Origin of the sequence: Haloferax denitrificans ATCC 35960 (genome assembly GCF_000337795.1) — an archaeon.
Lineage (GTDB): Archaea > Halobacteriota > Halobacteria > Halobacteriales > Haloferacaceae > Haloferax > Haloferax denitrificans.
In genome coordinates this window covers 73885-96266 of the sequence record NZ_AOLP01000019.1, presented here as the reverse complement: position 1 = coordinate 96266, position 22382 = coordinate 73885, and the positions used below count along the sequence as shown (strand labels likewise).

Below are 22382 nucleotides of genomic sequence, written 5' to 3'. Positions count from 1 at the left end.
CTCGAACTACTCGAAGCGGAACGTCGCGCCGTCGGGGCCGTCTTCGACGTCGACGCCGAGCGCCGTCAGGTCGTCGCGCAGGTCGTCGGCGCGCTCGTAGTTGCCCGCCTCGCGCTCGGCCTCGCGCACGTCCAAGACGAGCTGGACGAGGTCCTCGGCGACCGACACGTCGCCGCCCTCGCCCGCGTCGCCGAAGGAGAGGCCGAACACCTCGCCGCCGAGGTCCTCGAACGTCTCGACGGCCCGGCGGAGCGCGCGGTAGTCGTACTCGTCGGCGTCGGCGACGTGGCGGTTGACCGCGCCGGCGAGGCCGAGCAACTCGGCCATCGACTCGCGGACGTTGAAGTCGTCGTTCATCGCCTCGCGGAAGTTCTCGCGGGTCGCGGTCACCGTCTCGCGGAGAGCCTCGGCCTCGACTTTCGTCCGGGCGTCGGGGCTGTCGGCGGCGTCGACGGCGGCCTCGTAGGCGCGTTCGAGGCGCTCCCAGCGCTCTTCGGCCTCGGCGATGGTCTCCTCGGAGTACGTCTGTTCGGAGCCGTAGGCCGTCGAGAGGTAGAACGTCCGAATCACGTCCGCGCCGAACTCGTCGAGGGCGTCGCCGACGGTGAAGAAGTTGCCGAGGCTCGAACTCATCTTGTCGCCCTCCGTCTGGAGCAGGCCGACGTGGAGCCAGTAGCGGGCGAACTGCTGGCCGGTCGCCGCCTCCGACTGGGCGATTTCGTTCTCGTGGTGCGGGAACACGAGGTCGCGGCCGCCGACGTGGATGTCGAGGGTGTCGCCGAGGTGCGTCATCGACATCGCCGAGCACTCGATGTGCCAGCCGGGTCGGCCCTCGCCCCACGGCGACTCCCACGTCTCGCCGCACGGCTCGTGGAGCGGTTCGAGGTCCGGGTTCCGGTGTTCGGCGGCCGTCTTGGGGTCGACCGCGCCGGCCTTCCAGAGCGCGAAGTCGGTCGGGTTGCGCTTCTCGGAGCGCTCGTCTTTCGTCGCCCGCGACTCCAGCTCTTCGAGCTTCTGGTTCGAGAGCTTCCCGTAGTCGTCGAACGTGGACACGTCGAAGTAGACGGAGCCGTTGGACTCGTAGGCGTGGCCGCGGTCGACGAGCGTCCGAATGAGGTCGATAATCTCGGGGATGTGCTCGGAGACGCGCGGGTAGACCTCGGCGCGCTTCAGGTTGAGGCCGCGCATGTCGCGAATCACGTCGCCGACGAAGTGCTCGGCGACGCCCGCCTCGTCGTCGCCGAGGTCGTCCTCGCCGATGCGGGCGGCTATCTTCTCGTTCACGTCGGTGAAGTTCTCGACGTGGCGCACGTCGTAGCCCTCGTAGGCCAGCCAGCGGTGCATCAGGTCGGCGTGCATCCACAGGCGGGCGTGGCCGAGGTGCGCGTGGTCCGAGACCGTCAGTCCGCAGACGTAGAGCAACACTTCGTCGCCGTGCGACTCGAACTCCTCGCGCTCTCCCGTCAGGGTGTTGGTCACGGACAGGGTCATCGCACTCGGCTACTCTCGGCACCACTTTCAACCCGTCGGAACCGCGGTCGGTGCACGGTCGGTGCGCGGTCGGTGTGTCTCCGTCCTTACGGGGCGACCGCCGCGCCGTCGCCGCCTCGCCGGGTCGCTACTTCGTCCAGTCCGGGCGGTCGGCCTCGCCGCGGCGAATCTTCGCCAGCGTCTCCTCCGAGAGCAGTCGCTTGACGAACGCCGGAATCCGGTCGGTCGGGTCGCTATCAATCGAGTCTCCGTCGGTCGAGTCGCCACCGGTCGCGCTCGACCCCGCGTCGCCGACTCGGTCGCCGGTCGCGCTCGTCGGTGCTGTGTCTCTCGTGACCGCGCGGTCGGCGTTCGCCGCCGACGCGAGCGCGTAGTGCCCGCCTCTGGTTGGGACGCCGCCGTCGGTCGTCGTCTCCGCGCGCCGGCGGAACGATTCGAGGTCGGCCTCGCGGTCCAGGTCCTCGACCGCCGTGTCGAGGTCGGCGGCCTGTTCGGCCTGCTCGGAGACGCTCTCGGAGATGCGGTCTATCTCCGCTGTCACCTCGTCGACCTGCGTCGCCGCGTCGTCGACGAAGGTGGCGATGTCGGAGGTGAGCGTCGCCTGCTCGTCGGTCGCGCGCGCCACCTCGTCGATGCCGTCGGTCACGTCGGCGACCGAGTCGGTTATCTCGTCGAGGCTCTCGACGGTCGATTCGACCCGCTCGATGCCGTGGTCGATGTTCTCGTCGGCCGACGACAGCGCCTCGGCGGTGTCCTCGATGTGGTCTGTCACGTCCTCTATCATCTGGCCGATGCGCTCGGCCTGCGACTTCGACTCGTTGGCGAGCGACTTCACCTCGTCCGCGACGACGGCGAAGCCGGAGCCGGCCTCGCCGGCGCGGGCGGCCTCGATGGAGGCGTTGAGCGCGAGCAGGTTCGTCCGGTCGGCCACCTCGTCGATGACCTCGACGATGTTCTGAATCTCGTCGATGGCGGCCACGAGCGCCTCGACGTTCACGGTTATCTCGTCGCGGTCGTCGCCGACCTGCCGCATCGCGTCGATTGCCTCGCCGGCCTCGGCGCGGCCCTCCTCGGCCCGCGTGGTCGCCTCGTCGCTCCGCGAGGACACGTCGTCGGCGGTGGCCGCGACCTCCTCGACGGTCGCGCTGAGGTTCGATAGCTCGGCGGCGATTTCCTCGGTCATGTCGGCCTGCCGGGCCGCCAACTCCTCGATTTCGGTGATACTCTCGCTCGTGTCCGCGGTCTCCTCGTGGAGTTGGGAGGCGACCGATTCGAGGTTGCCGCGGCTCTCTCTGGCCCGGCGGACCTCCTCGCGGACGTCCAGCGAGTACGAGTAGAGGTAGGTGGCGTTGACGACCTGTCGGTCGAGGTTGAGCCCGCGGACGACGGCCATCATGTCCGCGAACGCCTCGTCGACGGCGTCTTCGACGCGGTCGGCGTCGTCGCCCGACAGCGACTCGGTGGCGTCGGCGACGGCGCGCCCGCGGAGTTCGTCCGCGAAGATGCCGGTGACGTTGGCGAACATCCCGCCGAAGTAGTGCAACGGCATGTCGAGTTTGTCGTGGAGCAGGCCGATTCGCGTGCGCGCCGCGTAGTGGTTCTGGTCGTAGTTCCCGTCGGTGAACGAGCGGTAGTAGCCGGAGACGACCGCGCGGAGGCCGTCGAGGTCGCTCTTCGAGCGGTCGACGACGTCCGCCGTCCGCTCGTTGGCGAGAACCGGCTCGACGAAGCCGTCGACGAGCGCCTCGTCGCGGGCCTCGACGACGCCCCGGAGGTCGGCGAGACGCGCGGCGTCCTCGTCGTCGAAGCCGACGAACGACTGCCGCCAGCCCAACTCGTCGGCGTCGAGGTCGAGTTCGGCGAGGAGTTCCGTGGATGAAAGCGCGATGTTGCCGTCGTCGTCGCGGGGGCTGGGCGAAACCATTGACGAATTCAGCGACTCCGTGGTAATAAGCGCCGTCCGCCGGCTATCACGGCTGATAGCCGGGAATCAGACGTATAAATCGCTGACGGCCGCTTCGACCACGCGGAGGGCGGCGGCCCCCTGTCGGCGCGGCACGACCACGGCGAGCGCGTCGCCCGCGACGCCCGCGGCGTCGACGACGATGGACTCAGCGTCCAGTCGGGAGAGGACGGCGGTGAGGACGGCCGGGTCCACCTCGCCCTCAGCGATGATAGCCGTGAGCGGGCCGCCGCTCGCGAGGTCGACGCCGGCGACCGAGAGCACGGGGTCGTCGTCGGATTCCTCGACGTCCTCGCCGACGAGGCCGACGCCGCTCCGCATCGTCACGGACGCGTCTCGGGGGTCGGCTTCCAGCGGCGGGAGGTCGTCGGCGAACCGGCGGAGCGCGGCCGCGACCGCCTCGTCGTCGCCGAGGTCGAGTTCGGCCGCGGCGGCGGCGTAGTTGACGACGCCCGCGCGGAGCGCGGCGAGGAGATACGGTCGTTCGCGGACTGCGTCGCGCGCGTCGGCGGCGAGGGACATGTCTGGCGGGTCGTCGGGCGCGCGCAAAAAACCGCCGCTCGGCGGGCGCTGTCGCGGTCGTCGTGGGTCGCGACTTCCCGCGCCCCGTCTCGCGTCTCCTGAACGAGTGGCGAACGCGAGTTGTCCGAACCCGAAGATTCCTTTCCCCGATGCGAAGTTCATAAGACACTCCCCTCGTAACCCCCGGACATGCAAGCTCTGGTCATCGTGGCGCACGGGTCCCACCTGAACCCGGATTCGAGCGCCCCCACCTACGACCACGCGGACACGGTCCGCGAGGTGGGCGCGTTCGACGAGGTGCGGACCGGCTTCTGGAAGGAAGAGCCGTCAATCCGCGAGGTGCTCCGGACCGTGGAGGCCGACGAGGTGTACGTCGTCCCGCTTTTCATCAGCGAGGGCTACTTCACGGAGCAGGTCATCCCGCGCGAACTCCGCCTCAACGGGTGGGACGTGGCCGACTGGGACTCCGACGGCCTGTCGGCGTCGCACGTCACGCTCACCGCGACGGACGTGCCCGAGAAGACGATACACTACTGCGGGCCGGTCGGGACGCACGCGGCGATGACCGACGTGTTGGTCCGCCGGGCCGAGACGGTCACCGGCGACCCGAACGTCGGCGAGGGCTTCGGCCTCGCCGTCGTCGGCCACGGGACCGAGCGCAACGAGAACTCCGCGAAGGCCATCGAGTACCACGCCGACCGCATCAGGGAGATGGACCGCTTCGACGAGGTGCAGGCGCTCTACATGGACGAGGAACCAGAAGTGGACGACGTGACCGACTACTTCGACTCCGAGGACGTGGTGGTCGTCCCGCTGTTTATCGCCGACGGCTTCCACACCCAAGAGGACATCCCGGAGGACATGGGCCTGACCGACGACTACCGCACGGGCTACGACGTGCCCGCCGAGGTCGACGGACACCGCATCTGGTACGCCGGCGCGGTCGGCACCGAGGGCCTCATGGCCGACGTGGTGCTCGAACGCGCCGCCGACGCGGGCGCCGACATCGGCGACGCGCTCGAAGTCGTGCGCGAACGCACCCGGAAAACGCCGCAGGAGGCGAACTGATGGGACACCACCTCGACGCCCTCGTCGACGCCGCGGCGACCGGCGACGGCGTCTCGCTCGACGGACTCTCCGTCGTTCACGACGACGCCGGCTTCCGCCTCGAAACGCCCGACTCGACGCTTTCGGGACTCACGGAAGACGGCCTCCGCGAGGCGCTCGAAGACGCCGACGCCGACGACTACGCGACGAACTGGTACTTCTGGACCGAGGTCGTCGGCGAGGCCAGCCCCCAGCGGCGGGCGTTCCTCCGCTGGGTCGAGGGCGCGCCGGTCGATGCGGGCGACGACGGCGATGGCGAGAGCAACAGTGCGCCGGTTCCCGAGCGCTACGACGCCCTCCGAGACGGCGTCAGCCGCGAGTGGGGCCAACTGCTCGTCACGGTCACGGTCGGCGACCACGGCGAGCGGTCCTACGAACTCCGCCACGCCGACGAGGCCGACGCCGACCGCGACGCCCTCGACCCCTACCGCGAACCGCTCGCGGCCCGGCAGTTGGCGACCTACGACGAGAAGGGTCGGTACCGCCCGCTGAAGTCCGGCAACAACCTCGCCGGCGGCTGGGTGTTCCCCGACCTCGACGGCCGCGACCTCGTCGAGACCGTCGAGACGTTCTACCCCGCGTCGGTGCCGAACTGGTACCGCGAGCGCCGGGGCGAACTCGACGTGACCCACTGGGAGGACGCCATCGGCCGCCAGACCGGGATGTACAGCGTCGTGAAGACGTGGAACCGCGGCGACGGCCACGAGCACGTCGACTGGGTCGCGGAGGCCTGCTGTGACGACAGCCAGTGCGTCAAGCGCCGCGAGTGGGAGTACGACGACGACACCGACCTCGACGTCGACGGCGGCGACGGCGCGTTCCCGTGCCGCGAGCCGTGTTCCGTCGTCATCGCGGCGTCCCGCAAGTGGACGCGGCTGGAGGGCGAAGAGACCCAGACGTACGAGTTCGAACTGACGCCCTCGGAGAAACAACAGGTCGAGGACATCATCGACGCCGTCGCGGACGACCGCACCGACGACATCCGCGAGGCCGACGTGTACGAGGGCGCGAACCGCTACCGGGCGCGGTTCCTGCGCGCGAAGCTGTTCGACGACGAGGGCAACCTCGGCGGCGTCCCGACCGACGCGCCCGACGGCGAGTAGGCCGCGCCGCGAGCGCTCCGCGTTTCGTTTTTAGTCACCGCATCGTCAGCACCAGCGCCGCGAGGACGCCGCCGACGACGACGCCGGCCCCGAGGGTGATGGCGAAGCTCTCGAACAACGAGGCGAGCGCCACCGCGAGGACGAGCGCGACCAGCGCGAGGCCGAAAAGCGGGGCGGCCCGCGGGTCGACGCTCGGGAACACGTCGGCGATGCTTTCGGTCACGCTCGGCTCGGGTTCGGGTTGCTTGGGCTTCGAGAGCGTCTCGTCCACGTCGACCGGCGGCTTGCCGCCGGAGCCGGGGTCGACGGTCACGTCGACGTACCTCGTCTCCGAGCCGTGGCCCGAGACGATTTTGAGCTTCCCCGACACCGGTTCGGGCGGCGAGGTGACGAACACCTCGACGGTCTTCGTCTGGCCGCCGTCGACGAAGTGGTTTCCTTCGGACAGGCTCGCCGCGCGCGAGAGTTGGTCGTCGATGTGGAGGTGGACGTGCACCGCCTGTCCCTCGTTCGCGAGCTCGACCGAGAACGACCCGTTCGTCGAGAACGACGGCGCTACCGAGAGGTCGTGTGGGCGCTCGTCGTTCAGCGTGACGGTGAGCGGCGCGTTCGACACGGCTTCACCGTCGAGACGAGAATAGAAAAACGTTCAGGTCCGATGAGGTGTCGCCCCTCAGTCGTCGCGCATGTCCGGCGGCAGGAGGTTCGGGATGCCGTCCTCGATGGGGTACACCTCGCCGGTGACCGTGCCGATGAGCCGCCCCTCGATGATTTCGTCGCCGTCGCGCTCGTCGACTTCCAGCTCGAGTTCGCTCTTGTCGAGGGGGTCACAGAGGATGTCCATCAGGGATTCTTTCATCGTCGTGACGGTGGATTGCGCGAAGTAAAAGCGTACGGGTTCGCCGCCGTCGCGGCGACGGTCTGCGGACGGAAACGCGCCGTCGCCGGTCGAACGACCACGGGGCGCTCAGTTATCGAACGGGTTCTCGATGTGGACCGTCTGCTCCCGGCCGGGGCCGACGCCGACGGCGTAAATCGGCACGTCGAGTTCGTCCGAGAGGTATTCGAGGTAGTCCTGTGCGGCGTCGGGGATGGCCTCGTAGCCCTCCTCGGCGACGGCCGCCCAGTCCACTTCGGGCCACGTGTCGAACTCCTTGAGGACGGGTTCGCACTCGCCCCAGCGCTCGGTGGTCGCGGGCATCGTCAGGCGTTCCTCGCCCTCCAGTTCGTAGGCGTGGCCGACTTTGACCTCGTCGAGGCCGGCGAGCACGTCGAGGTGGTTGACGGCGATGCCGGTGAAGCCGCTGACGCGGGCGGCGTGGCGGAGCATCGGCATGTCGAGCCAGCCGATGCGGCGCGGGCGGCCGGTGACGGTGCCGAACTCGCCGCCCTTCTCGCGGATGAAGTCGGCGAGTTCCTCGTCGTGGGCGTCGTCTTTCAGCTCGGTCGGCATCGGTCCCTCGCCGACGCGGGAGAGATAGGATTTGACGATGCCGACGACCTCGCCCTGTCCGACGACGGTCGGGCCGACGCCGGTGCCGGTAGCCGCGCCGCCCGCGGTCGGGTTCGAGGAGGTCACGTACGGGTAGCTCCCGTGGTCGATGTCGATGAGCGTGCCCTGCGCGCCCTCGAACATCACGTTGTCGCCGGCCTCGCGACGCTCGGCGAGGAAGTCGCCGCAGTTGACGGCCATGTCGTCCTCACGGAGGCGGCGACCGATTTCGGTGTACTCTTCGATGAGCGCTTCCACGTCGCACTCCTCGCCGGCTTCGAGCCCGTAGACGTCCTCGATGAGCGCTTTCTTCTTGGGCACCACGTACTCCAGTCGCTGGCGGAGCACGTCGGGGTCGAGCAGGTCGCCGACGCGGATGCCGCGGCGGCCGGCCTTGTCCTCGTAGGTGGGGCCGATGCCGCGACCGGTCGTGCCGACGGTGAGGTCCGAGTCGGCCTTCGCCTCCTCTTCGATGTTGTCGAGGCGGCGGTGGTACGGCATGATGACGTGCGCGCGCTTGGCGAGGCGCACGTCGGGGTCGAGGCCGCGCTCGCGGAGGTCGTCGATTTCGGAGAACAGCGTCCGCGGGTTGATGACACAGCCGTTTCCGAGGACGCCGACCTTGTCGCGGACGGCTCCGCTCGGGACGAGCGACAGCTTGTACTCCTCGCCGTCTTCGACGACGGTGTGGCCGGCGTTGTCGCCGCCCTGATAGCGGACGACGATGTCAGCGTCGCCGCCCCACAGGTCGACGAGCGCGCCTTTGCCCTCGTCGCCGAGTTGCGAACCGACGATGGTAACAGTCATACGTCGGCCGTTCCCCGCGCCGGACTAAACAGATTACGGTCGCGGCCGACGAGCGATACACGAACGTGCCTAATTCTATCGCAGTCTCCGAGAAATACGCCATGAACACGCATTGGCGTGGCGACGGATAACACAACGGTTAATTAGTGTCCTCAGTAAGGTCGGGTTACCGGATTTTTCGCCGGCTCGGAGGGCAAGGCTTAAAGCCTACCAAGAAGAGTTAACAAATGGCATGATAGACCGACTTGAGAAGGAAGTCGATATGTTGGAGCGCCATCTCCAGGTCCTGAAGATGGTCATCGAAAGTGAGCCAATCGGCATCGTGAAGATGTCCAACGAGACGGGCTACCCGCACCACAAGGTCCGCTACTCCCTCCGCGTTCTCGAAGAAGAGAACCTCATCGAACCCTCCAGCCAGGGCGCAATCACCACCGAGCGCACCCAGGAGTTCGTCGACGAACTCGACGACAAGCTTGACGAAATCGTCGGCAAGCTCGAATCGATGAAGATCGAGGAAGCGGCCGAAATCGAGAACTAACCACACTTCAGGCGCACGCGGTCGTTCTATCCTGTTTCGTCCGACGAGTCTTTCCGGGCACGACATCGGACCGACCGCGTAGCGACGCTTCGACGCGACACCACGGACACTCGCCGCGGACGCTCTCCGAGCCCCGCGGCTGTTTCACTATCATTCAGTAACGCTGACAGCCCCGGCGCTCCGTGCGTGGCGGCTGACAAAGCGGAAAGACGACAGCAAAACAGCGACGGCGACGCCGAGTCGCGGTCGCCGACTCAGAGGTCGGGGACGTTCAGGTGGAACTCGCCGCCCCGCGCTTCGACCAGACAGAGGTGGTAGCCCTGCTTCCGCGAGAGCTTCACGAAGCTCTTGCGCTTCGACCGGCTCAGGAGGCCGCCGCCGGTCTCCTCGGTGGCGGCTTCCAGCGCCCCCGGTTCGAAGAAGCTCTTCGTGACCATGAACGCCGAGCCGAGCGTCTCTTTCGCGTCGGCGACGGTCTTCGAGTCCTTGATGAGCTGGGTGACCATCGGCCGGGTCGCCGGGTCCCGCGAGTCGTTCAGGTTCGCCACGAACAGCGGCTCGCCCATCTGGTCGCGGACGATGATGTCGAACTGCCGCGACTCGGCTTCGCCGTCGCCGAGCGGTATCGAGACGCTCCCGTACAGCTCGATTCGGTCGGCCTTCGGAATCGAGTCGAAGACGCCGGCGAGGCTCGACCGATTGCCCGTCTCGCCGATTTCGTAGAGCAGGTCGGTGACGACCCACTTGGCGAAGCCGTACTCGGGCGTCTCGTGGAGGAACTCCTCGTAGGGCTGGCCGTCGATGCCGAGCCCCTCCGTGTCGAACGTGGTGTGGTGTTCCAGCCGGAGGTTCTCGGTGACCTCCTCGCGGGAGGCCTGCCCGTCGTGGGCTTTCTCCAGCGTCGCCTCGCCCTTCCGGGCGTAGCGGACGAACAGGTTCGTCCCGCGGAGCGCCTCGTCGGCCGACATCGAGCGGTCGGTCGACCGGATGCCCGCCTCGTCGAGCTGTCTCCGGAGCCGCTCGACCTCCGATTCGAGCTCGGCGACGCGGCCTTCCAGCTCCTCGGCGCGCGAGCGGTGTTCGTCGCGCTCCTCGCGGAGGGCGTCGCGCTCGGATTCGAGCCGGTCGCGCTCGGACGACAGCGACTCGACTCGCTGTTTCAGCGACTCGGCTTCCGCCGGGTCGACCGCGGGCTCCTCCGACGTCTGTTCGGCCGGCTGAGACTGCCGCTGGGTCGGCTGGTCTTCCGGCGACGGCCGCGACTCGGCGGCCGCCCCGCCCCGCGACGGTCGGCGGTGCGTCGCGTGCGTCGTGTTCCGCTGGTGGCTCCGGGGCGTCCCGGGGCGGCCGTCGACGGACTCGCCCTCGGCGTCGCGGGGGTCGAGCGACGGAATCGACCGGGCGTTTCGCCACTGCGCTTCGGCGGAGAACACGTCGTCGCCGGTCGCGTCGTCTGCGGCGGACGGCTCGTCGGCCGCCGCCGGCTCGCCGTTCTTCTGCGGGGCGTCGACGACGACCGGTCCATCTGTCGTGGGCGACCGCGACTCGGCGTCGGCCTGCGAAGACCGGCTCGCGGACGGCGCGGTCGCCTCGGCCGACTCCGACGACTGCGGCTCACTCGCGGGGCCAGACGGGTCGGGTTCCGACCCGGTCGGCCCGTCGTCGGGAGTCGACGGCTCGGTCGGCTCGGCGTCGCCCGCGGCCGCGTCGGCCGAGGCGGCAGGGGCCGGTTCTCCGTCCGCCGGCTCCGGCTCGTCGGCCGCCGCCGGCTCGTCACCGACGAAGTCGGCGTCGTCGTCGACACCGCCGATATCGGGGGTCTCAGCGTCGTCCTCGTCGGCGTCGGTGGTCGTCTCCGGCTCGTCGGTGGCCGTCGGGGCGTCCGCGTCCTCGGCGGCGTCTTCGGCCGCTTCGTCGCCCGCCGGAGCGACGCCGCCAGCGGCGACTCCCGCCGTCTCGGCGGCCTCCTCGTCGGGTTCGCCGCCGGGGATGTCGACGAGGTCGAGGTCCACGTCGTAGACCTTGTAGATGCCAACCTCGCCGCTCGCGCGCTCGAACGCCTCGTCGCCGGTGATGAGTCGCCTGCTGTTGCCGACGAAGGCGGCGCTCATCGACTTCCCCCCGTGGTAGACGACGTAGTAGTCGCCCGAGAGCACGTTCTCCGACAGCTCGACGTAGCCGGTGAAGCCGCCCGCCGAGAGCGTTCCGTCGGCGTCCTGTAGCGGCGTCTCCTCCGTGTAGTACTGCGCGCGGACGTCGCCGCCGGTCTCACGCATCGCGTACAGAAGCGGCAGGGCCGGGTCCGGTGCGCGATACGCCTCTATCGATTCACCCTCGAAACCGTCGACCGTCCCGTCGAAAACCCCGAGGAGACGGCCGTTGAGCATGAATCCCCACGTCATGCCTGCGACGACGGCTCCTGTGAAGCCGTCGTCCGCGAGCGACCGGAGGCCACCGTAGCCCCGTTCGGCGGGCGCGGAGTCCCACCCGGTCACCGCGTCAATAATCTCGCTATCCATTTGGCGTTACATCACCGGAACCGAATCAAATACTTTCCGGGCGAATCGAGTGAACGTTTAGCTCAGTTCACACTTGAGCGTGTCCGCTGTGACCGATTCGCTCGCCGCGCCCGAGGTCGGACGGGTCGGAAGTCGGGCCGGGCGGAGTCGGGCCGAGCCGGGAGAACGGTTATACGAGTCCGCCGAGACGAGTCGGTCGTGACCAGCCACGACGACCGGTTCGTCCACTACCTCCGCGCGAAGGAGTCCGTAGACGACCGCGCGCTCCACCGACCGACGCTGGCGAGCCTCGAAGACCGGCTGGAGGCGCGCGCCGAGTCGCGGTCGGGAGAGCCCCTTCGCGTCGTCTCGGTCGGGGCTGGAACGGGCGCGATGTGTCGGCGACTCCTCTCGTGGGGCGTCTTCGACGCGCACGACGAGATAAAGTACGTCCTCGTCGACCGAACGCGCGGGATGGCCGACAACGCGGCCGCGGCGTTCGCCGAGTGGGCGCGCGCCGCCGGCTGGACCGCCGAGCCGACGTCGAACGGCTTTCGCATCGACCGCCACGGTCGCTCCGTCTCTCTCACCTACGTGACGAGCGACATCTTCGAGGCGATGGCGGTCCTCCCGAAGGCCATCGACCTCGTGGTCGCCCACGCGGTCCTCGACGTGCTCCCGCTTCGCCGCGCGGTCGCCGCGCTCCTCTCGCGGCTGACCGACGACGGCCTCTTTTACGCGCCCATCACGTTCGACGGCCGAACCGCGTTCCGCCCGAGCCACCCCGCCGACGACGCGGTGCTCGGCGCGTACCACGAGACGATGCGCGGCGACGACCGCGCGGGCCCGGACACCGGCACCGACCTCCTCACGGCGCTCCCGGACCTCGGCGCGCCCGTCGTCGCGGCCGGCGGCTCCGACTGGGTCGTCCACCCGCCGCACGACGACGAGGCGCGGCTCTTCCTCGACCGCATCCTCGGTTTCGTCGAGGAGTCGGTCGGCGAGGCGGTCGGCGAGGCGGTCGGCGAGGCGGACGCGGTCGACCGCGAGACGCTCGACGGGTGGCTCCGCGCCCGACACGACGCCCTCGCGGGCGACGAACTCGCGTACGTCGCCCACAACCTCGACGTGTTAGCCGAACTCGACTGATTACTCCGCGACCGACGCGTCTCCGTCGGCCTCGCTCCCGAGTCGCCCCGAGACGTAGCCCCAGTCCCGAGCGAAGCCGGCGAGGAGCGCCGCGGCCGCGACCCCGGTCACGAGGGGCATCAACGGGTCGAAGACGCCGGGCGCGAGCGCCAGCGGGACGACGGCCATCTGGACGCCGGCGAGGACGCGGCGCGACGCGCGGGGCGGGAGGTCGAACGTCGGTCGGCCCGCCCGCTGGCGGAGCCTGAGGCCGAGGAGAAACACGTACCGCGCCGCGCCGACCGAGAGGTACCACCACGCGAGTTCGCCGAGGAGGACGCCAGCGAGGGGGGCGACGAGGAGACCGAAGGCGTCGACCGCGGTGTCGAGTCGCGCGCCGAGTCGGCTGACGCGGTCGAGCCTGCGGGCGAGCGCCCCGTCGAGCGCGTCGAGCGCGGCGGCGACGCCGTAGCCGACGGCGGCGGCCCAGGCCCACGACGGACTCAGCGGCCCGTGGAGCGCCACGCCGGCGACGCCGGCGACCCCCGCGACGAGAAACCCGCGAGCGAGCGTGACCGCGGTCGGCACGCCGAGGCTGTCGTAGGCGCGGGCCGGCTCCGCCGCGGACTCGGCCGTCTCGCCGCCGCCGGGCGCGACGTTCTCGTTCGCGTTCGCGTAGGCGTACGCGCAGAGTCCGACGACGACGAATAGGGTCCCGGCGGCCCACGTCGCCGCGGCGGTCTGCGGCGAGGGGTCGGCCCGCGAGACGAGCCAGACCCACTCGGTCGCGAGCAGTCCGCCGAACGCCAGCGTGGCCGCGGCCGCCGCCCCGCCGGTTTCGAGCACGCGGCGTCTCGTCCGGCGGGTCGGCGGTGGGGTCGCACCCCCGTCGGCCGAGGCCGTCACGGTCGCCGTCCGTCGCCTCGGCGGTCGAAGGCTGTGCTACGCATACCCGTACTGGGGGACGGATTTCGGTTAAGTATTTCCCGTGTAACAGGTTCGAGGGGCCGAATCACGGACGGCGCTCGGGGCCGGAGCGGCGACTTCGGAGTTCGACGACCGCGAGGAGGAGCAGATACGTCGAGAGCCCGGCCGCGACGACGAGGAGCGACGCCGGGCCGAGGATAGCGACGCCGAGTGCGGTTCCAACGATGGCGAGCGCGACGGACGCGACTCGCACGCCCCGTCGCTCCCACAGTCTGCGGACGCTCGACGCCCGAACCGAGAGCGCGAGTTCGAGGGCGAGCGCCCCGACGACGCCGACGAAGACCGGCTCGGGCGTCACCGGCGTCCGCAGGAGGACCGCCGCGGCCGCGACGGGAACGAGCACCGACCCCGCGAGCGCGGCGTCTCGGCGGCGGGTCATGGAACTCCTACCGCGTCAGGACGCTTTTAGCCACCGGCGGTCATAGCGGGAGTATGTCTATTTCGGGCGACGGCCCCGGGTTGTCGAAGGCGAAGCGACGACTCGGCCGCTATCTCGCGGGTGCCGGGCTGTTGATGCTCTCGTTCTCTATCGCGTACCAGTGGGCGGCTGGCTTTTTCGCCGGCGAGGACGTCACCTTCCTGCAGGCGGTCCACGTCGTCGTCGAGACGTTCACGACGACGGGCTACGGCGAACAGACCCGGTTTTGGGTCGACCACCCGCCGTTACTCGCGCTGTCGATTCTGATGCAACTCACGGGCGTCACGACCGTCTTTCTCACGCTCCCGCTGTTTCTCGTCCCGCTCGTCGAAGACGCCCTGCGGACCGCGCCGCCGACGGCGTCGACGCACACGGGCCACGTCGTCATCTGCACGTTCACCCCCCGCGGCGACGCCCTCGTGGACGAACTCGACTCGATGGACGTCCCCTACGTGATTCTCGAAGCCGACCGCGACCGCGCCGAGGAGCTGTACGGCGAGGGCTACGAGGTCGTCCACGGCGACCCCGAAGAGGTCGAGTCGCTGGAGGCGGCGAACGCGCCCGAGGCGCTCGCCATCGTCGCCGACGACGACGACGAGACGAACGCGAGCATCATCCTCGCCGCGAAGCAGGCCGCGCCGGACGCCCGCGTCGTCAGCCTCATCGAGGACCCCGAGGTCGCCGACTACCACCGCTACGCCGGGGCCGACCGGGTCGTCTCGCCGCGCCGGCTCCTCGGCGAGAGTCTCGCGAGCAAGGCGACCACGTCCATCTCCTCGGAACTCGGCGACGCCATCGAAATCGGCGAGGACTTCGAGGTCGCGGAGTTGCTCGTCCAGCGCGGCAGTCCCGTCGAGGGGCGGAGCATCGCCGAGAGCGGAATCGGGCAGGTCACCGGCGTCAACGTCATCGGCGCGTGGTTCACCGGGGAGTTCGTCTCCCCGCCCGGCCCGGACGCCGTCATCGACGAACACACCATCCTCCTCGTCGTCGGCCGCGAGAAGCAACTCGAAGAGCTCCGCGCGCTGACGCTGTCGTCGGCGCGGCGCTTCCGCCGCGGGACCGTCATCGTCGCGGGATACGGGGAGGTCGGCTCCACCGCGGCCGAGACGCTGGCGAGCGCCGGCGTCCCGCACCTCGTCGTCGACAAACAGGACAAACCCGGCGTGGACCTCGTCGGCGACATCACCGACCCCCAGACGCTCGCCGAAGCGAACGTCTCCGAGGCCCGCGGCGTCCTCCTCGCGCTCGACAACGACACCACGGCCGTCTTCGCCACGCTCGTCTCCGAGCGCGTCTCCGAGGAGACGGAGGTCATCGCCCGCGCCAACGAGACCGAAAGCATCGCCAAACTCTACCGGGCCGGCGCGGACTACGTCCTCGCGCTCTCGACGGTCGCCGGGCGGATGCTCGCCTCGACGGTGCTCGACGAGGAGGTCATCGCCCCGCAGTCCCAGATAGAAATCGTCCGGACGAACGCCCCCGGCCTCGTGGGGCGGACCCTCGCCGGGGCAGACGTCCGCGCTCGGACGAACTGCACCGTCATCGCCGTCGAGCGAAACGGCGACCTCGTCACCGAAATCGAACCGGGGTTCCGGGTGGAAGCGGGCGACGACCTCGTCGTCGCCGGCATCGACGAGGACATCTACCGGTTCAACGAACAGTTCGGGTGAGCGGCCGCGGCTCTCAGAGGACAGAGCGCTTCGAAAGAATCGGTGCCGCGGCGTCGCGGCGACAGGCGGGTTCGGTCCGGTTACGCGCCGACTTCCGCGCCGACGTAGAGAACGACGACGAGGAAGATCCAGACGACGTCCACGAAGTGCCAGTACATCGAGGCCGTGCTGACGGAGACGTGGCGTTCGGCGGAGTACTGCCCGCGGAGCGCGCGGACGAAGACGATACCGAGAAGCACCGCGCCGAGGCTGACGTGGAGGCCGTGCAGGCCGGTGAGGCCGTAGAACGCCGACCCGAAGATGCCGTCGGTGATAGAGAAGTTCGAGTGGACGATGAACTCGTAGTACTCGTACACCTGCCCGCCGATGAACACCACGCCGAGCAGGAGGGTGACCGCGAGGCCGAGGACGAAGTTACGGTGGTTCTCCTCGCGGATGGCGACGTGCGCCCAGTGGAGCGTGAAGCTGGACACGATGAGGATGGCGGTGTTCGCCAACACGAGCGAGCCGGTTAGCTCCGGCAGTTCCTGCGGCGGCCACGTCCCGGCGCGGATGAAGAAGTAGTAGGTGAACAGCGCGCCGAACGTCCCGAGTTCGGAGCCGAGGAAGGCAATCATGCCCCAGCGGAGCTTCGATGCGCTCTTCTGGTTCGCGTCGCGCGACCAGAAGTGGCTCACGAACGCGTGGTACAACCAGCCGTAGAGCCCGGCCAGGAAGAGGAAGATACTGCCGATGAACACGGCGGGACCCGCCGTCTGGCCGACGATTCCGTCCTGTCCCATGACGTACAGCCCGGCACCGGCGTAGATGCCCGCGCCACCGACGGCGGTGACGAACGGCCACCAGCTCGCCTCGCCGAAGCCGCGCGGCCAGTCCTGAACCGCCGGCAGGTGATGGCCGTGGTCGTCGTGTGCTTCTTCGGTACTCATAGACGCCCGTTATGCTTGGGTTACTAAAAATCCTCCCAAACTGCGTTCGTCACGGGACCGCATGGGTCTCGAACCGCGGCTCCGACGGCGACCGCGACGGCTCCGACACAGGGCGCTCGCGAGGGTCGGTTGCTCGGCGCGTTGGCGGCGCTCGGCGCGAGAAGAGACGCGAAAACGGAGCCGAGGCCCGACCGACGGTGCGGCGGTGTCTTCAGTCGGCGTTCGTCGTCGCCCGGTGGAACGGCTGTCGCGAGATAATCTCGCGCATCTCCGCCAGCGACTCGGAGCCGGAGCCGTTCATCTCGGTGACGACGGCGAACACCTCTTGGCGGGAGATTTTGACGCCCTCGCCGGTCACCGCGTGTTCGGGGTTGGCGACGAGTTCGCGGAGCGTCCCGACCGCGAGCAGGAACGGAATCGCCCACGCGGCGAGCGTGTTGCCCTCGCGGAGCGGCACCGTCTCCAAGTAGGTCTGGGCGTCGTCGAGGAACGACTTGGCGTGGTCGGCGGTCCGCTGGACCACCGAGGCCGTCCGGTCGTTGTGCTCGGGGGCGACGACCTCCTCTTGGGGGACGCCGGCGTCGTCGAGCCAGTCGGCGGGGAGGTAGACGTTGTTCTCGGAGGTGTAGTCGTCGTGGACGTCCTTCGCGATGTTCACGAGCTGGAGGAGCAGGCCGAACTCCTCGGCGGTGTCGTAGAGCCGCGAGCGGCGCTCGCTGTCGATGTTGCCGCGGGTCACGAGGTTCGTGATGAGGTTGCCGACGGTGCCGGCGGCGTAGTAGCAGTACTCCTCTAACTCCTCGCGGGACTGGATGCGGAGCCCGCCGGTCTGGGAGTAGCGTTCGACGAACATCGCCATGCCCGAGACGAGTTCGCGGACCGGCGGCGTGACCGCCTCCCGAACGTCCTCCGGAAGCGCCTCGAACGTCCGGAAGACCCGAGCGGTGTTGGCGACGACCATCCAGTCGTCGGACTGTTCGCCCTCCGGGGGGAGGTGCGGCTGTACTGCGTGCACGAACTCGTCGACGGTGGTGTCGTCGTCGGGGTCGAGCGCGCGGTCGTAGAGTCGAAGGAGGTGTGCCTGCTCGTCGGGCGCGATTGAAGACGAATCCTCCACGGTGTCGGCGATTCGACAGAGGAGATATCCGATACAGATGTGCGACGCCATCGGTTCGTCGAGGACGTCGACCGTGAGGGCGAAGGTCCGAGAGACCCCCTGAACTGCATCGTGACACCAATCGAGGTCGTCATCAGTTGCCGGTGGCCGGGCATCGGCGTGTCGAGACATTCGAAGCGTACCCGTATTACGGAAGGGGGGATAAAAAGTCTCGTGGGGAACCGAACCCAGCGGCGCTCGGCGGCGGCACAGGAGAAAACATAAGCATAGTCGATGACAGACTCACGTATGGACTTCGCGCTCACTGCGGAGCAGAAGCAAATCAAGGAGATGGTCTCGGAGTTCGTCGACGAGGAGGTCAAGCCTCGCGCGGCGGAGATAGACGAGACCGACGAGTTCCCCGCCGACCTCGTGGCCGAGATGGGCGAACTCGGCTTGATGGGTATGCCCTTCCCCGAGGAGTACGGCGGTGCCGGCCTCGACTACCACTCTTACGCCATCGGCCTCGAAGAGATTTCCCGCGGCTCCGGCGGCCTCGGCACCATCGTCGCCGCCCACACGAGCCTCGCCGGCAACATGCTCTACGAGTTCGGGAACGAAGACCAGAAGCAGACCTACCTGACCCCGCTCAACGAGGGCACCGACATCGGCGCGTTCGCGCTCTCCGAACCCGGCGCGGGTAGCGACGTGCCCGCCATGGAGACCACGGCGAAGAAAGACGGCGACGAGTACGTCGTCGACGGCGGCAAGCTCTGGATTTCGAACGGTTCCGTCGCCGACACGGTCGTCGTCTTCGCCAAGACTGACCCCGACGCGGGCAACAAGGGTATCTCGTCGTTCGTCGTCCGGCCCGACGAGGACGACGGCTTCGTCGTGGAAGGCACGGAGCACAAACTCGGCGACAAGGGCTGTCCGACCGCCGAACTCCGCTTCGACGACATGCGCGTCCCCGAAGACCGGCTCCTCGGCGACGAGGGCGACGGCTTCGTGCAGGCGCTGAAGACGCTCAACGGCGGCCGCATCACCATCGCGGCGCGCTCTATCGGTATCGCCCGCGCCGCCCTCGACGACGCCGTGAAGTACGCCGGCGAGCGCGAGCAGTTCGACCAGCCCATCGGAGACTTCCAGGCCATCAAGCACAAGCTCGCCGACATGGACACGAAGGTGCAGGCCGCGACGCTCCTCATGCACAAGGCCGCGGACCTGAAGATGCGCGACGAGACGTTCATCAAGGAGGCCGCGCAGGCGAAGCTCTACGCCAGCGAAATCAGCCGCGAGGTGGCCAACGAGGGCATCCAGATTCACGGCGGTTACGGCTATACCAAGGACTTCGCCGCCGAGCGCTACTACCGCGACGCGAAGCTCAACGAGATTTACGAGGGGACCAGCGAGATTCTCCGCAACACCATCGGCGACTGGCTCCAGAAGTAACGTCAGTCGACGACCGACTCGCCAGCGTCGCCCAGTTCGTCTGCACCGACCTTCCCGTCCGCGCCGGCCGTTCGTCGCTCCCCGTTTTCGACCCGCGCCGCGAGCCAGTCGTAGTACGATTCGACTCGGCTCGCGCCCGCGTCGGTGAGGGCGTACACGTCGTAGATGCCCTCGGTCCGGCGTTCGAGGTGCCCTGACTCCACGAGCGCGTCGAGCGTCCCGTAGAACGACTGGGGGCCGATTCGGAGGTCGTAGTAGCGTTCCAACCGGGTCTTCAGCTTCTGTCCCCGGAGTTCGCCCGCGTCGTAGAGGACGGCACACAGGTCCCGGCGGCGGCCGCTCTGAAACCACATACCACCACCTCGGCGGAGAGACACACGTCAGTTTCGTTCCGCGGTCCGCCGCGCCTCCGGTCCCGTCTCCCATCCGCCGGAACCGGTAGTTTAGACAGGCCGTACGCCCTAGCGGCTCGCATGACCGACGCAACCGCCGAGGCGAACGGCGTCACCGCCCGCTACTACGTCACCGACTCCGAGCGCGTCCTCGAATTCGACTGCGACGGCCGGACCGCCGCCGTCGCTCAGAACGTCGACGGCTACGCGATGCTGAAGGTCCGCCCGACCGTCGACGGCGACGAACTCGAACGCTACTACGGGTTCGACATGGCGCTCGACCACGCCGCGGAACTCCTCGGCGTCTCGCCGCACGACCTGCCGGTCCCGGAGGACGCGGCGGACATGGGGATGTGACGCCGGGAATCGACCGCGAGCCCTCGCGAACGGGAAACCACTTTTCTCCGAGGCAACTGTGAGTTGCGGATATGTCAAACGAGGGACTTCCTCAGCGGGCGACCCGCGCCGCGAAAACCGGCGGTCCGCCGGCGCTTATCACCGCGGGCATCGGCGTCGGCGCGACCGGCGCTGTCGGCTCTCGCATCGAGTCGCGGACGGCCCCCGTCGCGCGCGGTGCCGCACAGACCGTCGGCGTCGACCCGGAACTGGGGCCGTTCGTGTTAGTGGTCGCCGCCGCCCTCGTGTTGGTGGTCGCGCTCTTCGTCCCGGAACTGTTCGACCGCCGCCGATAGCGCCTCCGGCTGGTCAGCCCCAGTAGAACCGCGGGCCCAAAAACAGGTAGCCGAGCGCCAAGAACAGCAGGCCGAACGAAAACCCCTCTCCGAGCGTCCCGGAGCAGACGATTGCGAGGCCCTGCACCGCGCCCATGACGAGCGCGTCCTGCGCGTGGAGGTCCGGGTAGCACACGTCGGAGAGCATGAGCGCGGCCATAATCGCCGAGAGGCCGACGAGCAACATCGGCTCGACGAAGCCGACGAGCACGCCCGCCGAGAGAATCGTCGCCGCGAGCGTCGTCGGCACCCCAATCGTCTCGTCGGACCCGCTGTCGTAGGCGGTGTACAGCGCCAGCCGGACGACCGCGGCCGCGACGAACAGCGCGGCGACGCCGACGCCGGCGACGACCCGGACCCGGTCGAAGCCCCACATCTCGCGGACGACGGCGACGACGAGCAGGGCCGGGGCGACGCCGAAAGAGGCCACGTCCGCGAGCGAGTCGAGGTACGGCCCGGCGTCGGTCCCGCCGTAGCGTCGGGCGACGACGCCGTCGAGACCGTCGGCCATCGCGGCGAGGAGGATGACCTTGGCGGCGAGGTGCACGTCGACCGCGGTTAACACCGCCGCGACGAATCCCAGCGCCGCGTTCCCGGCGGTGACCACGTCGGCGGGGCCCAACCGGCCGACGAATCGGGGTCTCATATCGATGCGATTGCGCACCTTCCCTTTCCCTCTTACGTTCCGTCCGTCGGCGGCCGACGCCGCGTCGCCGCCGCCCGAACCGGACGGAGACGGCGCGTTCCGCCCCGTTCGGCGGTTCGGCGGGCGAACCATGCGACCTTTATCGGTCGCGTCCCGAGGGACGGACATGCGAGACCACGGGTCTTCGGACGGCGGTCGGACGCGGCGTCGATTCCTCGCGGCGGCCGGTGCGGCGGCGACCGCCGGCCTCGCGGGCTGTGCGACCTTGATGGCTTCGGGCGACGACTTCGATATCGGGATGACCGCCGTCGCGTTCGACCCGCCGACGCTGACCGTCGAGGTCGGCGACGAGGTCGTCTGGCGCAACACGAGTTCGCGCGGGCACACCGTCACCGCCTACGAGGGCGTCCTCCCCGAGGACGCCGCGTTCTTCGCGAGCGGGGACTACGAGACCGAGCAGGCCGCCCGCGACGCCTACTCCAACTCGCTCGGCGGACTCATCGGGAGCGGCGAGACGTACTCCCACACCTTCGACGTGCCCGGCGAGTACGAGTACCTCTGTATCCCTCACGAGCAGGCCGGCATGGTCGGCACCATCGTCGTCGAGGAGTAAGGCCTATCCGACCCGCGTCGGTGGGTTCCTGCGTGACGCGAGACGACGTGCACTCGACGTTCCGCACGCGACTGGCTCGCCCCCGCGACACGCCGACGCGACTCGCTCTCGCGACGCTGGTCGGGAGCGACCGATTCTGGGGCGGCTTATTTCTCGTCCTGCCATTTCTCGCACTCGCGGCGACCCGCGTCCACGAGGCGTTCGTCCCGTTCGCCGCGGGCCTCCCGCTCGGCCTCTGCCTGTGGCTCCAATGGCTGAGCCACGAGTTCGTCGCTCCCGAGGTGGCCGTCGACTCCGCGGCGGCGACGCTGACGCTGTCGAAGCCCTACGGTAACGGGCGGTACTCCCCGGTCGACGCCGCCGACATCGACCGCGTCTCAATCGTCCAGCTCTCGGCTATCGCCCTCGTTCGGCTCCGCTACCGTCGGCGGGGCGTCTCGAAGCCGGCCGCAACCGTGATTCCGTCGTCGGGCGTCGCCGAGCTCCGGTCGCGGCTCGCGGCGATGGGATTCGACGCCCCGGTCCGGCGGTTCGAACCCCGACCAGCGGCCGTCACCCGACTCGTGGCCGACCCCGCAGTGGTGCGAATCGCCGCGACGCCGCTCGCGTTCCTCGGATACGTCGGCGCGCTCTCGCATCTGTACGGCCCGCGCGCCTTCGTCACCGACGCCGTGGTCGTGCCGCTCGTCGTGCTCGTGATATTCGGCGGTTACAGCGCAGTCTGGCGGTTTCGGCTCCGACGCGAGCGACGCTCCTGACCCGTCGCACGGCGCGGTCGCGCCGCTCTGTCGGTCGT

Annotated in this window: 23 protein-coding genes; 10 read left to right on the top strand and 13 right to left on the bottom strand. The window is 69.1% G+C overall.

Annotated features, from left to right (window positions below):
• Positions 1 to 6: 6 nt before the first annotated feature.
• The 3 genes from cysS to C438_RS16745 form a co-directional block, all read right to left on the bottom strand.
• The gene (gene cysS / locus C438_RS16755; RefSeq protein ID WP_004970890.1) at positions 7 to 1491 is read right to left on the bottom strand and encodes a cysteine--tRNA ligase; all 1485 of its coding nucleotides are present in this window, start codon (positions 1489 to 1491) and stop codon (positions 7 to 9) included.
• A 127-nt stretch (positions 1492 to 1618) separates the two neighbouring features.
• On the bottom strand, positions 1619 to 3415 hold the full coding sequence (locus C438_RS16750) for a globin-coupled sensor protein (protein ID WP_004970888.1): 1797 nt from the start codon (positions 3413 to 3415) through the stop codon (positions 1619 to 1621).
• Between the two features lie 66 nt (positions 3416 to 3481).
• Positions 3482 to 3976, bottom strand: coding sequence for a DUF7523 family protein (locus C438_RS16745; protein ID WP_004970887.1), 495 nt, complete (start codon positions 3974 to 3976; stop codon positions 3482 to 3484).
• A gap of 189 nt (positions 3977 to 4165) precedes the next feature.
• Here C438_RS16745 and C438_RS16740 point away from each other — a divergent pair, with 189 nt between their 5' ends.
• Together C438_RS16740 and C438_RS16735 are read left to right on the top strand one after the other, a co-directional pair.
• Positions 4166 to 5044, top strand: coding sequence for a CbiX/SirB N-terminal domain-containing protein (locus C438_RS16740; RefSeq protein WP_004970886.1), 879 nt, complete (start codon positions 4166 to 4168; stop codon positions 5042 to 5044).
• Positions 5044 to 6186, top strand: a complete 1143-nt coding sequence (locus tag C438_RS16735; RefSeq protein WP_004970885.1) for a DR2241 family protein — start codon at positions 5044 to 5046, stop codon at positions 6184 to 6186. Before C438_RS16740 ends, C438_RS16735 begins: the two co-directional genes overlap by 1 nt.
• Before the next feature lie 34 nt (positions 6187 to 6220).
• Here the strand turns inward: C438_RS16735 and C438_RS16730 are convergent, their stop codons facing one another.
• From C438_RS16730 to C438_RS16720, 3 genes are all read right to left on the bottom strand, one after another.
• Positions 6221 to 6802: a DUF7524 family protein gene (locus tag C438_RS16730; RefSeq protein ID WP_004970884.1), complete on the bottom strand. Its 582-nt coding sequence runs from the start codon at positions 6800 to 6802 to the stop codon at positions 6221 to 6223.
• Positions 6803 to 6859: 57 nt separating this feature from the next.
• Positions 6860 to 7045 (bottom strand): methytransferase partner Trm112, encoded by a 186-nt coding sequence (locus tag C438_RS16725; RefSeq protein ID WP_013035425.1) that lies wholly within the window; start codon positions 7043 to 7045, stop codon positions 6860 to 6862.
• Positions 7046 to 7153: 108 nt separating this feature from the next.
• Complete coding sequence (locus C438_RS16720; protein ID WP_004970882.1) at positions 7154 to 8485, bottom strand: adenylosuccinate synthase; 1332 nt, start codon at positions 8483 to 8485, stop codon at positions 7154 to 7156.
• Positions 8486 to 8717: 232 nt separating this feature from the next.
• Between C438_RS16720 and C438_RS16715 the strand changes: the two genes are divergently transcribed.
• Positions 8718 to 9023 carry a hypothetical protein gene (locus C438_RS16715; protein ID WP_004043804.1) on the top strand — a complete coding sequence of 102 codons (306 nt, stop codon included), beginning with the start codon at positions 8718 to 8720 and terminating at the stop codon, positions 9021 to 9023.
• 254 nt (positions 9024 to 9277) lie between these two features.
• Here C438_RS16715 and C438_RS16710 read toward each other — a convergent pair whose 3' ends face one another.
• Complete coding sequence (locus C438_RS16710) at positions 9278 to 11542, bottom strand: DUF7527 domain-containing protein (RefSeq protein ID WP_004970881.1); 2265 nt, start codon at positions 11540 to 11542, stop codon at positions 9278 to 9280.
• Positions 11543 to 11740: 198 nt separating this feature from the next.
• Here C438_RS16710 and C438_RS16705 point away from each other — a divergent pair, with 198 nt between their 5' ends.
• Positions 11741 to 12670: a hypothetical protein gene (locus C438_RS16705; protein WP_004970880.1), complete on the top strand. Its 930-nt coding sequence runs from the start codon at positions 11741 to 11743 to the stop codon at positions 12668 to 12670.
• Here the strand turns inward: C438_RS16705 and C438_RS16700 are convergent, their stop codons facing one another.
• Both C438_RS16700 and C438_RS16695 read right to left on the bottom strand, forming a co-directional pair.
• Positions 12671 to 13495 (bottom strand): CDP-alcohol phosphatidyltransferase family protein, encoded by an 825-nt coding sequence (locus tag C438_RS16700; protein WP_004970879.1) that lies wholly within the window; start codon positions 13493 to 13495, stop codon positions 12671 to 12673.
• A gap of 166 nt (positions 13496 to 13661) precedes the next feature.
• A complete protein-coding gene (locus C438_RS16695) occupies positions 13662 to 14015 on the bottom strand; it encodes a hypothetical protein (RefSeq protein ID WP_004970878.1) in 354 nt (117 codons plus the stop codon).
• Between the two features lie 53 nt (positions 14016 to 14068).
• Here C438_RS16695 and C438_RS16690 point away from each other — a divergent pair, with 53 nt between their 5' ends.
• Positions 14069 to 15727: a potassium channel family protein gene (locus C438_RS16690; protein ID WP_004970877.1), complete on the top strand. Its 1659-nt coding sequence runs from the start codon at positions 14069 to 14071 to the stop codon at positions 15725 to 15727.
• An 80-nt stretch (positions 15728 to 15807) separates the two neighbouring features.
• Here the strand turns inward: C438_RS16690 and C438_RS16685 are convergent, their stop codons facing one another.
• Together C438_RS16685 and C438_RS16680 are read right to left on the bottom strand one after the other, a co-directional pair.
• Positions 15808 to 16656: a cytochrome c oxidase subunit 3 gene (locus tag C438_RS16685; RefSeq protein ID WP_004970876.1), complete on the bottom strand. Its 849-nt coding sequence runs from the start codon at positions 16654 to 16656 to the stop codon at positions 15808 to 15810.
• Between the two features lie 211 nt (positions 16657 to 16867).
• A complete protein-coding gene (locus C438_RS16680; RefSeq protein ID WP_049918188.1) occupies positions 16868 to 17944 on the bottom strand; it encodes a phytoene/squalene synthase family protein in 1077 nt (358 codons plus the stop codon).
• 117 nt (positions 17945 to 18061) lie between these two features.
• Between C438_RS16680 and C438_RS16675 the strand changes: the two genes are divergently transcribed.
• A complete protein-coding gene (locus C438_RS16675; protein WP_004970874.1) occupies positions 18062 to 19204 on the top strand; it encodes an acyl-CoA dehydrogenase in 1143 nt (380 codons plus the stop codon).
• A 2-nt stretch (positions 19205 to 19206) separates the two neighbouring features.
• Here the strand turns inward: C438_RS16675 and C438_RS16670 are convergent, their stop codons facing one another.
• Positions 19207 to 19557, bottom strand: coding sequence for a hypothetical protein (locus tag C438_RS16670; RefSeq protein WP_004970873.1), 351 nt, complete (start codon positions 19555 to 19557; stop codon positions 19207 to 19209).
• Between the two features lie 120 nt (positions 19558 to 19677).
• Between C438_RS16670 and C438_RS16665 the strand changes: the two genes are divergently transcribed.
• Complete coding sequence (locus tag C438_RS16665) at positions 19678 to 19953, top strand: DUF7111 family protein (protein WP_004970872.1); 276 nt, start codon at positions 19678 to 19680, stop codon at positions 19951 to 19953.
• 71 nt (positions 19954 to 20024) lie between these two features.
• Positions 20025 to 20288: a hypothetical protein gene (locus tag C438_RS16660; protein ID WP_004970871.1), complete on the top strand. Its 264-nt coding sequence runs from the start codon at positions 20025 to 20027 to the stop codon at positions 20286 to 20288.
• 13 nt (positions 20289 to 20301) lie between these two features.
• Here C438_RS16660 and C438_RS16655 read toward each other — a convergent pair whose 3' ends face one another.
• Positions 20302 to 20973, bottom strand: a complete 672-nt coding sequence (locus C438_RS16655) for a protein sorting system archaetidylserine synthase (protein ID WP_049918186.1) — start codon at positions 20971 to 20973, stop codon at positions 20302 to 20304.
• Between the two features lie 166 nt (positions 20974 to 21139).
• Between C438_RS16655 and C438_RS16650 the strand changes: the two genes are divergently transcribed.
• Both C438_RS16650 and C438_RS16645 read left to right on the top strand, forming a co-directional pair.
• Positions 21140 to 21586: a cupredoxin domain-containing protein gene (locus C438_RS16650; RefSeq protein ID WP_004970868.1), complete on the top strand. Its 447-nt coding sequence runs from the start codon at positions 21140 to 21142 to the stop codon at positions 21584 to 21586.
• Between the two features lie 32 nt (positions 21587 to 21618).
• Positions 21619 to 22344 (top strand): hypothetical protein, encoded by a 726-nt coding sequence (locus tag C438_RS16645; RefSeq protein WP_004970866.1) that lies wholly within the window; start codon positions 21619 to 21621, stop codon positions 22342 to 22344.
• Positions 22345 to 22382: the final 38 nt, after the last annotated feature.

What these genes read in the sequence shown, in the direction of transcription:
- C438_RS16740 (WP_004970886.1), top strand. Translation starts at nt 4,166, where the DNA reads ATGCAAGCTCTGGTCATCGTGGCGCACGGGTCCCACCTGAACCCGGAT.
- C438_RS16710 (WP_004970881.1), bottom strand. Translation starts at nt 11,542, where the DNA reads ATGGATAGCGAGATTATTGACGCGGTGACCGGGTGGGACTCCGCGCCC.
- C438_RS16725 (WP_013035425.1), bottom strand. Translation starts at nt 7,045, where the DNA reads ATGAAAGAATCCCTGATGGACATCCTCTGTGACCCCCTCGACAAGAGC.
- C438_RS16690 (WP_004970877.1), top strand. Translation starts at nt 14,069, where the DNA reads ATGTCTATTTCGGGCGACGGCCCCGGGTTGTCGAAGGCGAAGCGACGA.
- C438_RS16675 (WP_004970874.1), top strand. Translation starts at nt 18,062, where the DNA reads ATGGACTTCGCGCTCACTGCGGAGCAGAAGCAAATCAAGGAGATGGTC.
- C438_RS16720 (WP_004970882.1), bottom strand. Translation starts at nt 8,485, where the DNA reads ATGACTGTTACCATCGTCGGTTCGCAACTCGGCGACGAGGGCAAAGGC.
- C438_RS16660 (WP_004970871.1), top strand. Translation starts at nt 20,025, where the DNA reads ATGTCAAACGAGGGACTTCCTCAGCGGGCGACCCGCGCCGCGAAAACC.
- C438_RS16650 (WP_004970868.1), top strand. Translation starts at nt 21,140, where the DNA reads ATGCGAGACCACGGGTCTTCGGACGGCGGTCGGACGCGGCGTCGATTC.
- C438_RS16655 (WP_049918186.1), bottom strand. Translation starts at nt 20,973, where the DNA reads ATGAGACCCCGATTCGTCGGCCGGTTGGGCCCCGCCGACGTGGTCACC.
- C438_RS16750 (WP_004970888.1), bottom strand. Translation starts at nt 3,415, where the DNA reads ATGGTTTCGCCCAGCCCCCGCGACGACGACGGCAACATCGCGCTTTCA.
- C438_RS16735 (WP_004970885.1), top strand. Translation starts at nt 5,044, where the DNA reads ATGGGACACCACCTCGACGCCCTCGTCGACGCCGCGGCGACCGGCGAC.
- C438_RS16685 (WP_004970876.1), bottom strand. Translation starts at nt 16,656, where the DNA reads ATGAGTACCGAAGAAGCACACGACGACCACGGCCATCACCTGCCGGCG.
- C438_RS16680 (WP_049918188.1), bottom strand. Translation starts at nt 17,944, where the DNA reads ATGTCTCGACACGCCGATGCCCGGCCACCGGCAACTGATGACGACCTC.
- C438_RS16665 (WP_004970872.1), top strand. Translation starts at nt 19,678, where the DNA reads ATGACCGACGCAACCGCCGAGGCGAACGGCGTCACCGCCCGCTACTAC.
- C438_RS16695 (WP_004970878.1), bottom strand. Translation starts at nt 14,015, where the DNA reads ATGACCCGCCGCCGAGACGCCGCGCTCGCGGGGTCGGTGCTCGTTCCC.
- cysS (WP_004970890.1), bottom strand. Translation starts at nt 1,491, where the DNA reads ATGACCCTGTCCGTGACCAACACCCTGACGGGAGAGCGCGAGGAGTTC.
- C438_RS16745 (WP_004970887.1), bottom strand. Translation starts at nt 3,976, where the DNA reads ATGTCCCTCGCCGCCGACGCGCGCGACGCAGTCCGCGAACGACCGTAT.
- C438_RS16670 (WP_004970873.1), bottom strand. Translation starts at nt 19,557, where the DNA reads ATGTGGTTTCAGAGCGGCCGCCGCCGGGACCTGTGTGCCGTCCTCTAC.
- C438_RS16715 (WP_004043804.1), top strand. Translation starts at nt 8,718, where the DNA reads ATGATAGACCGACTTGAGAAGGAAGTCGATATGTTGGAGCGCCATCTC.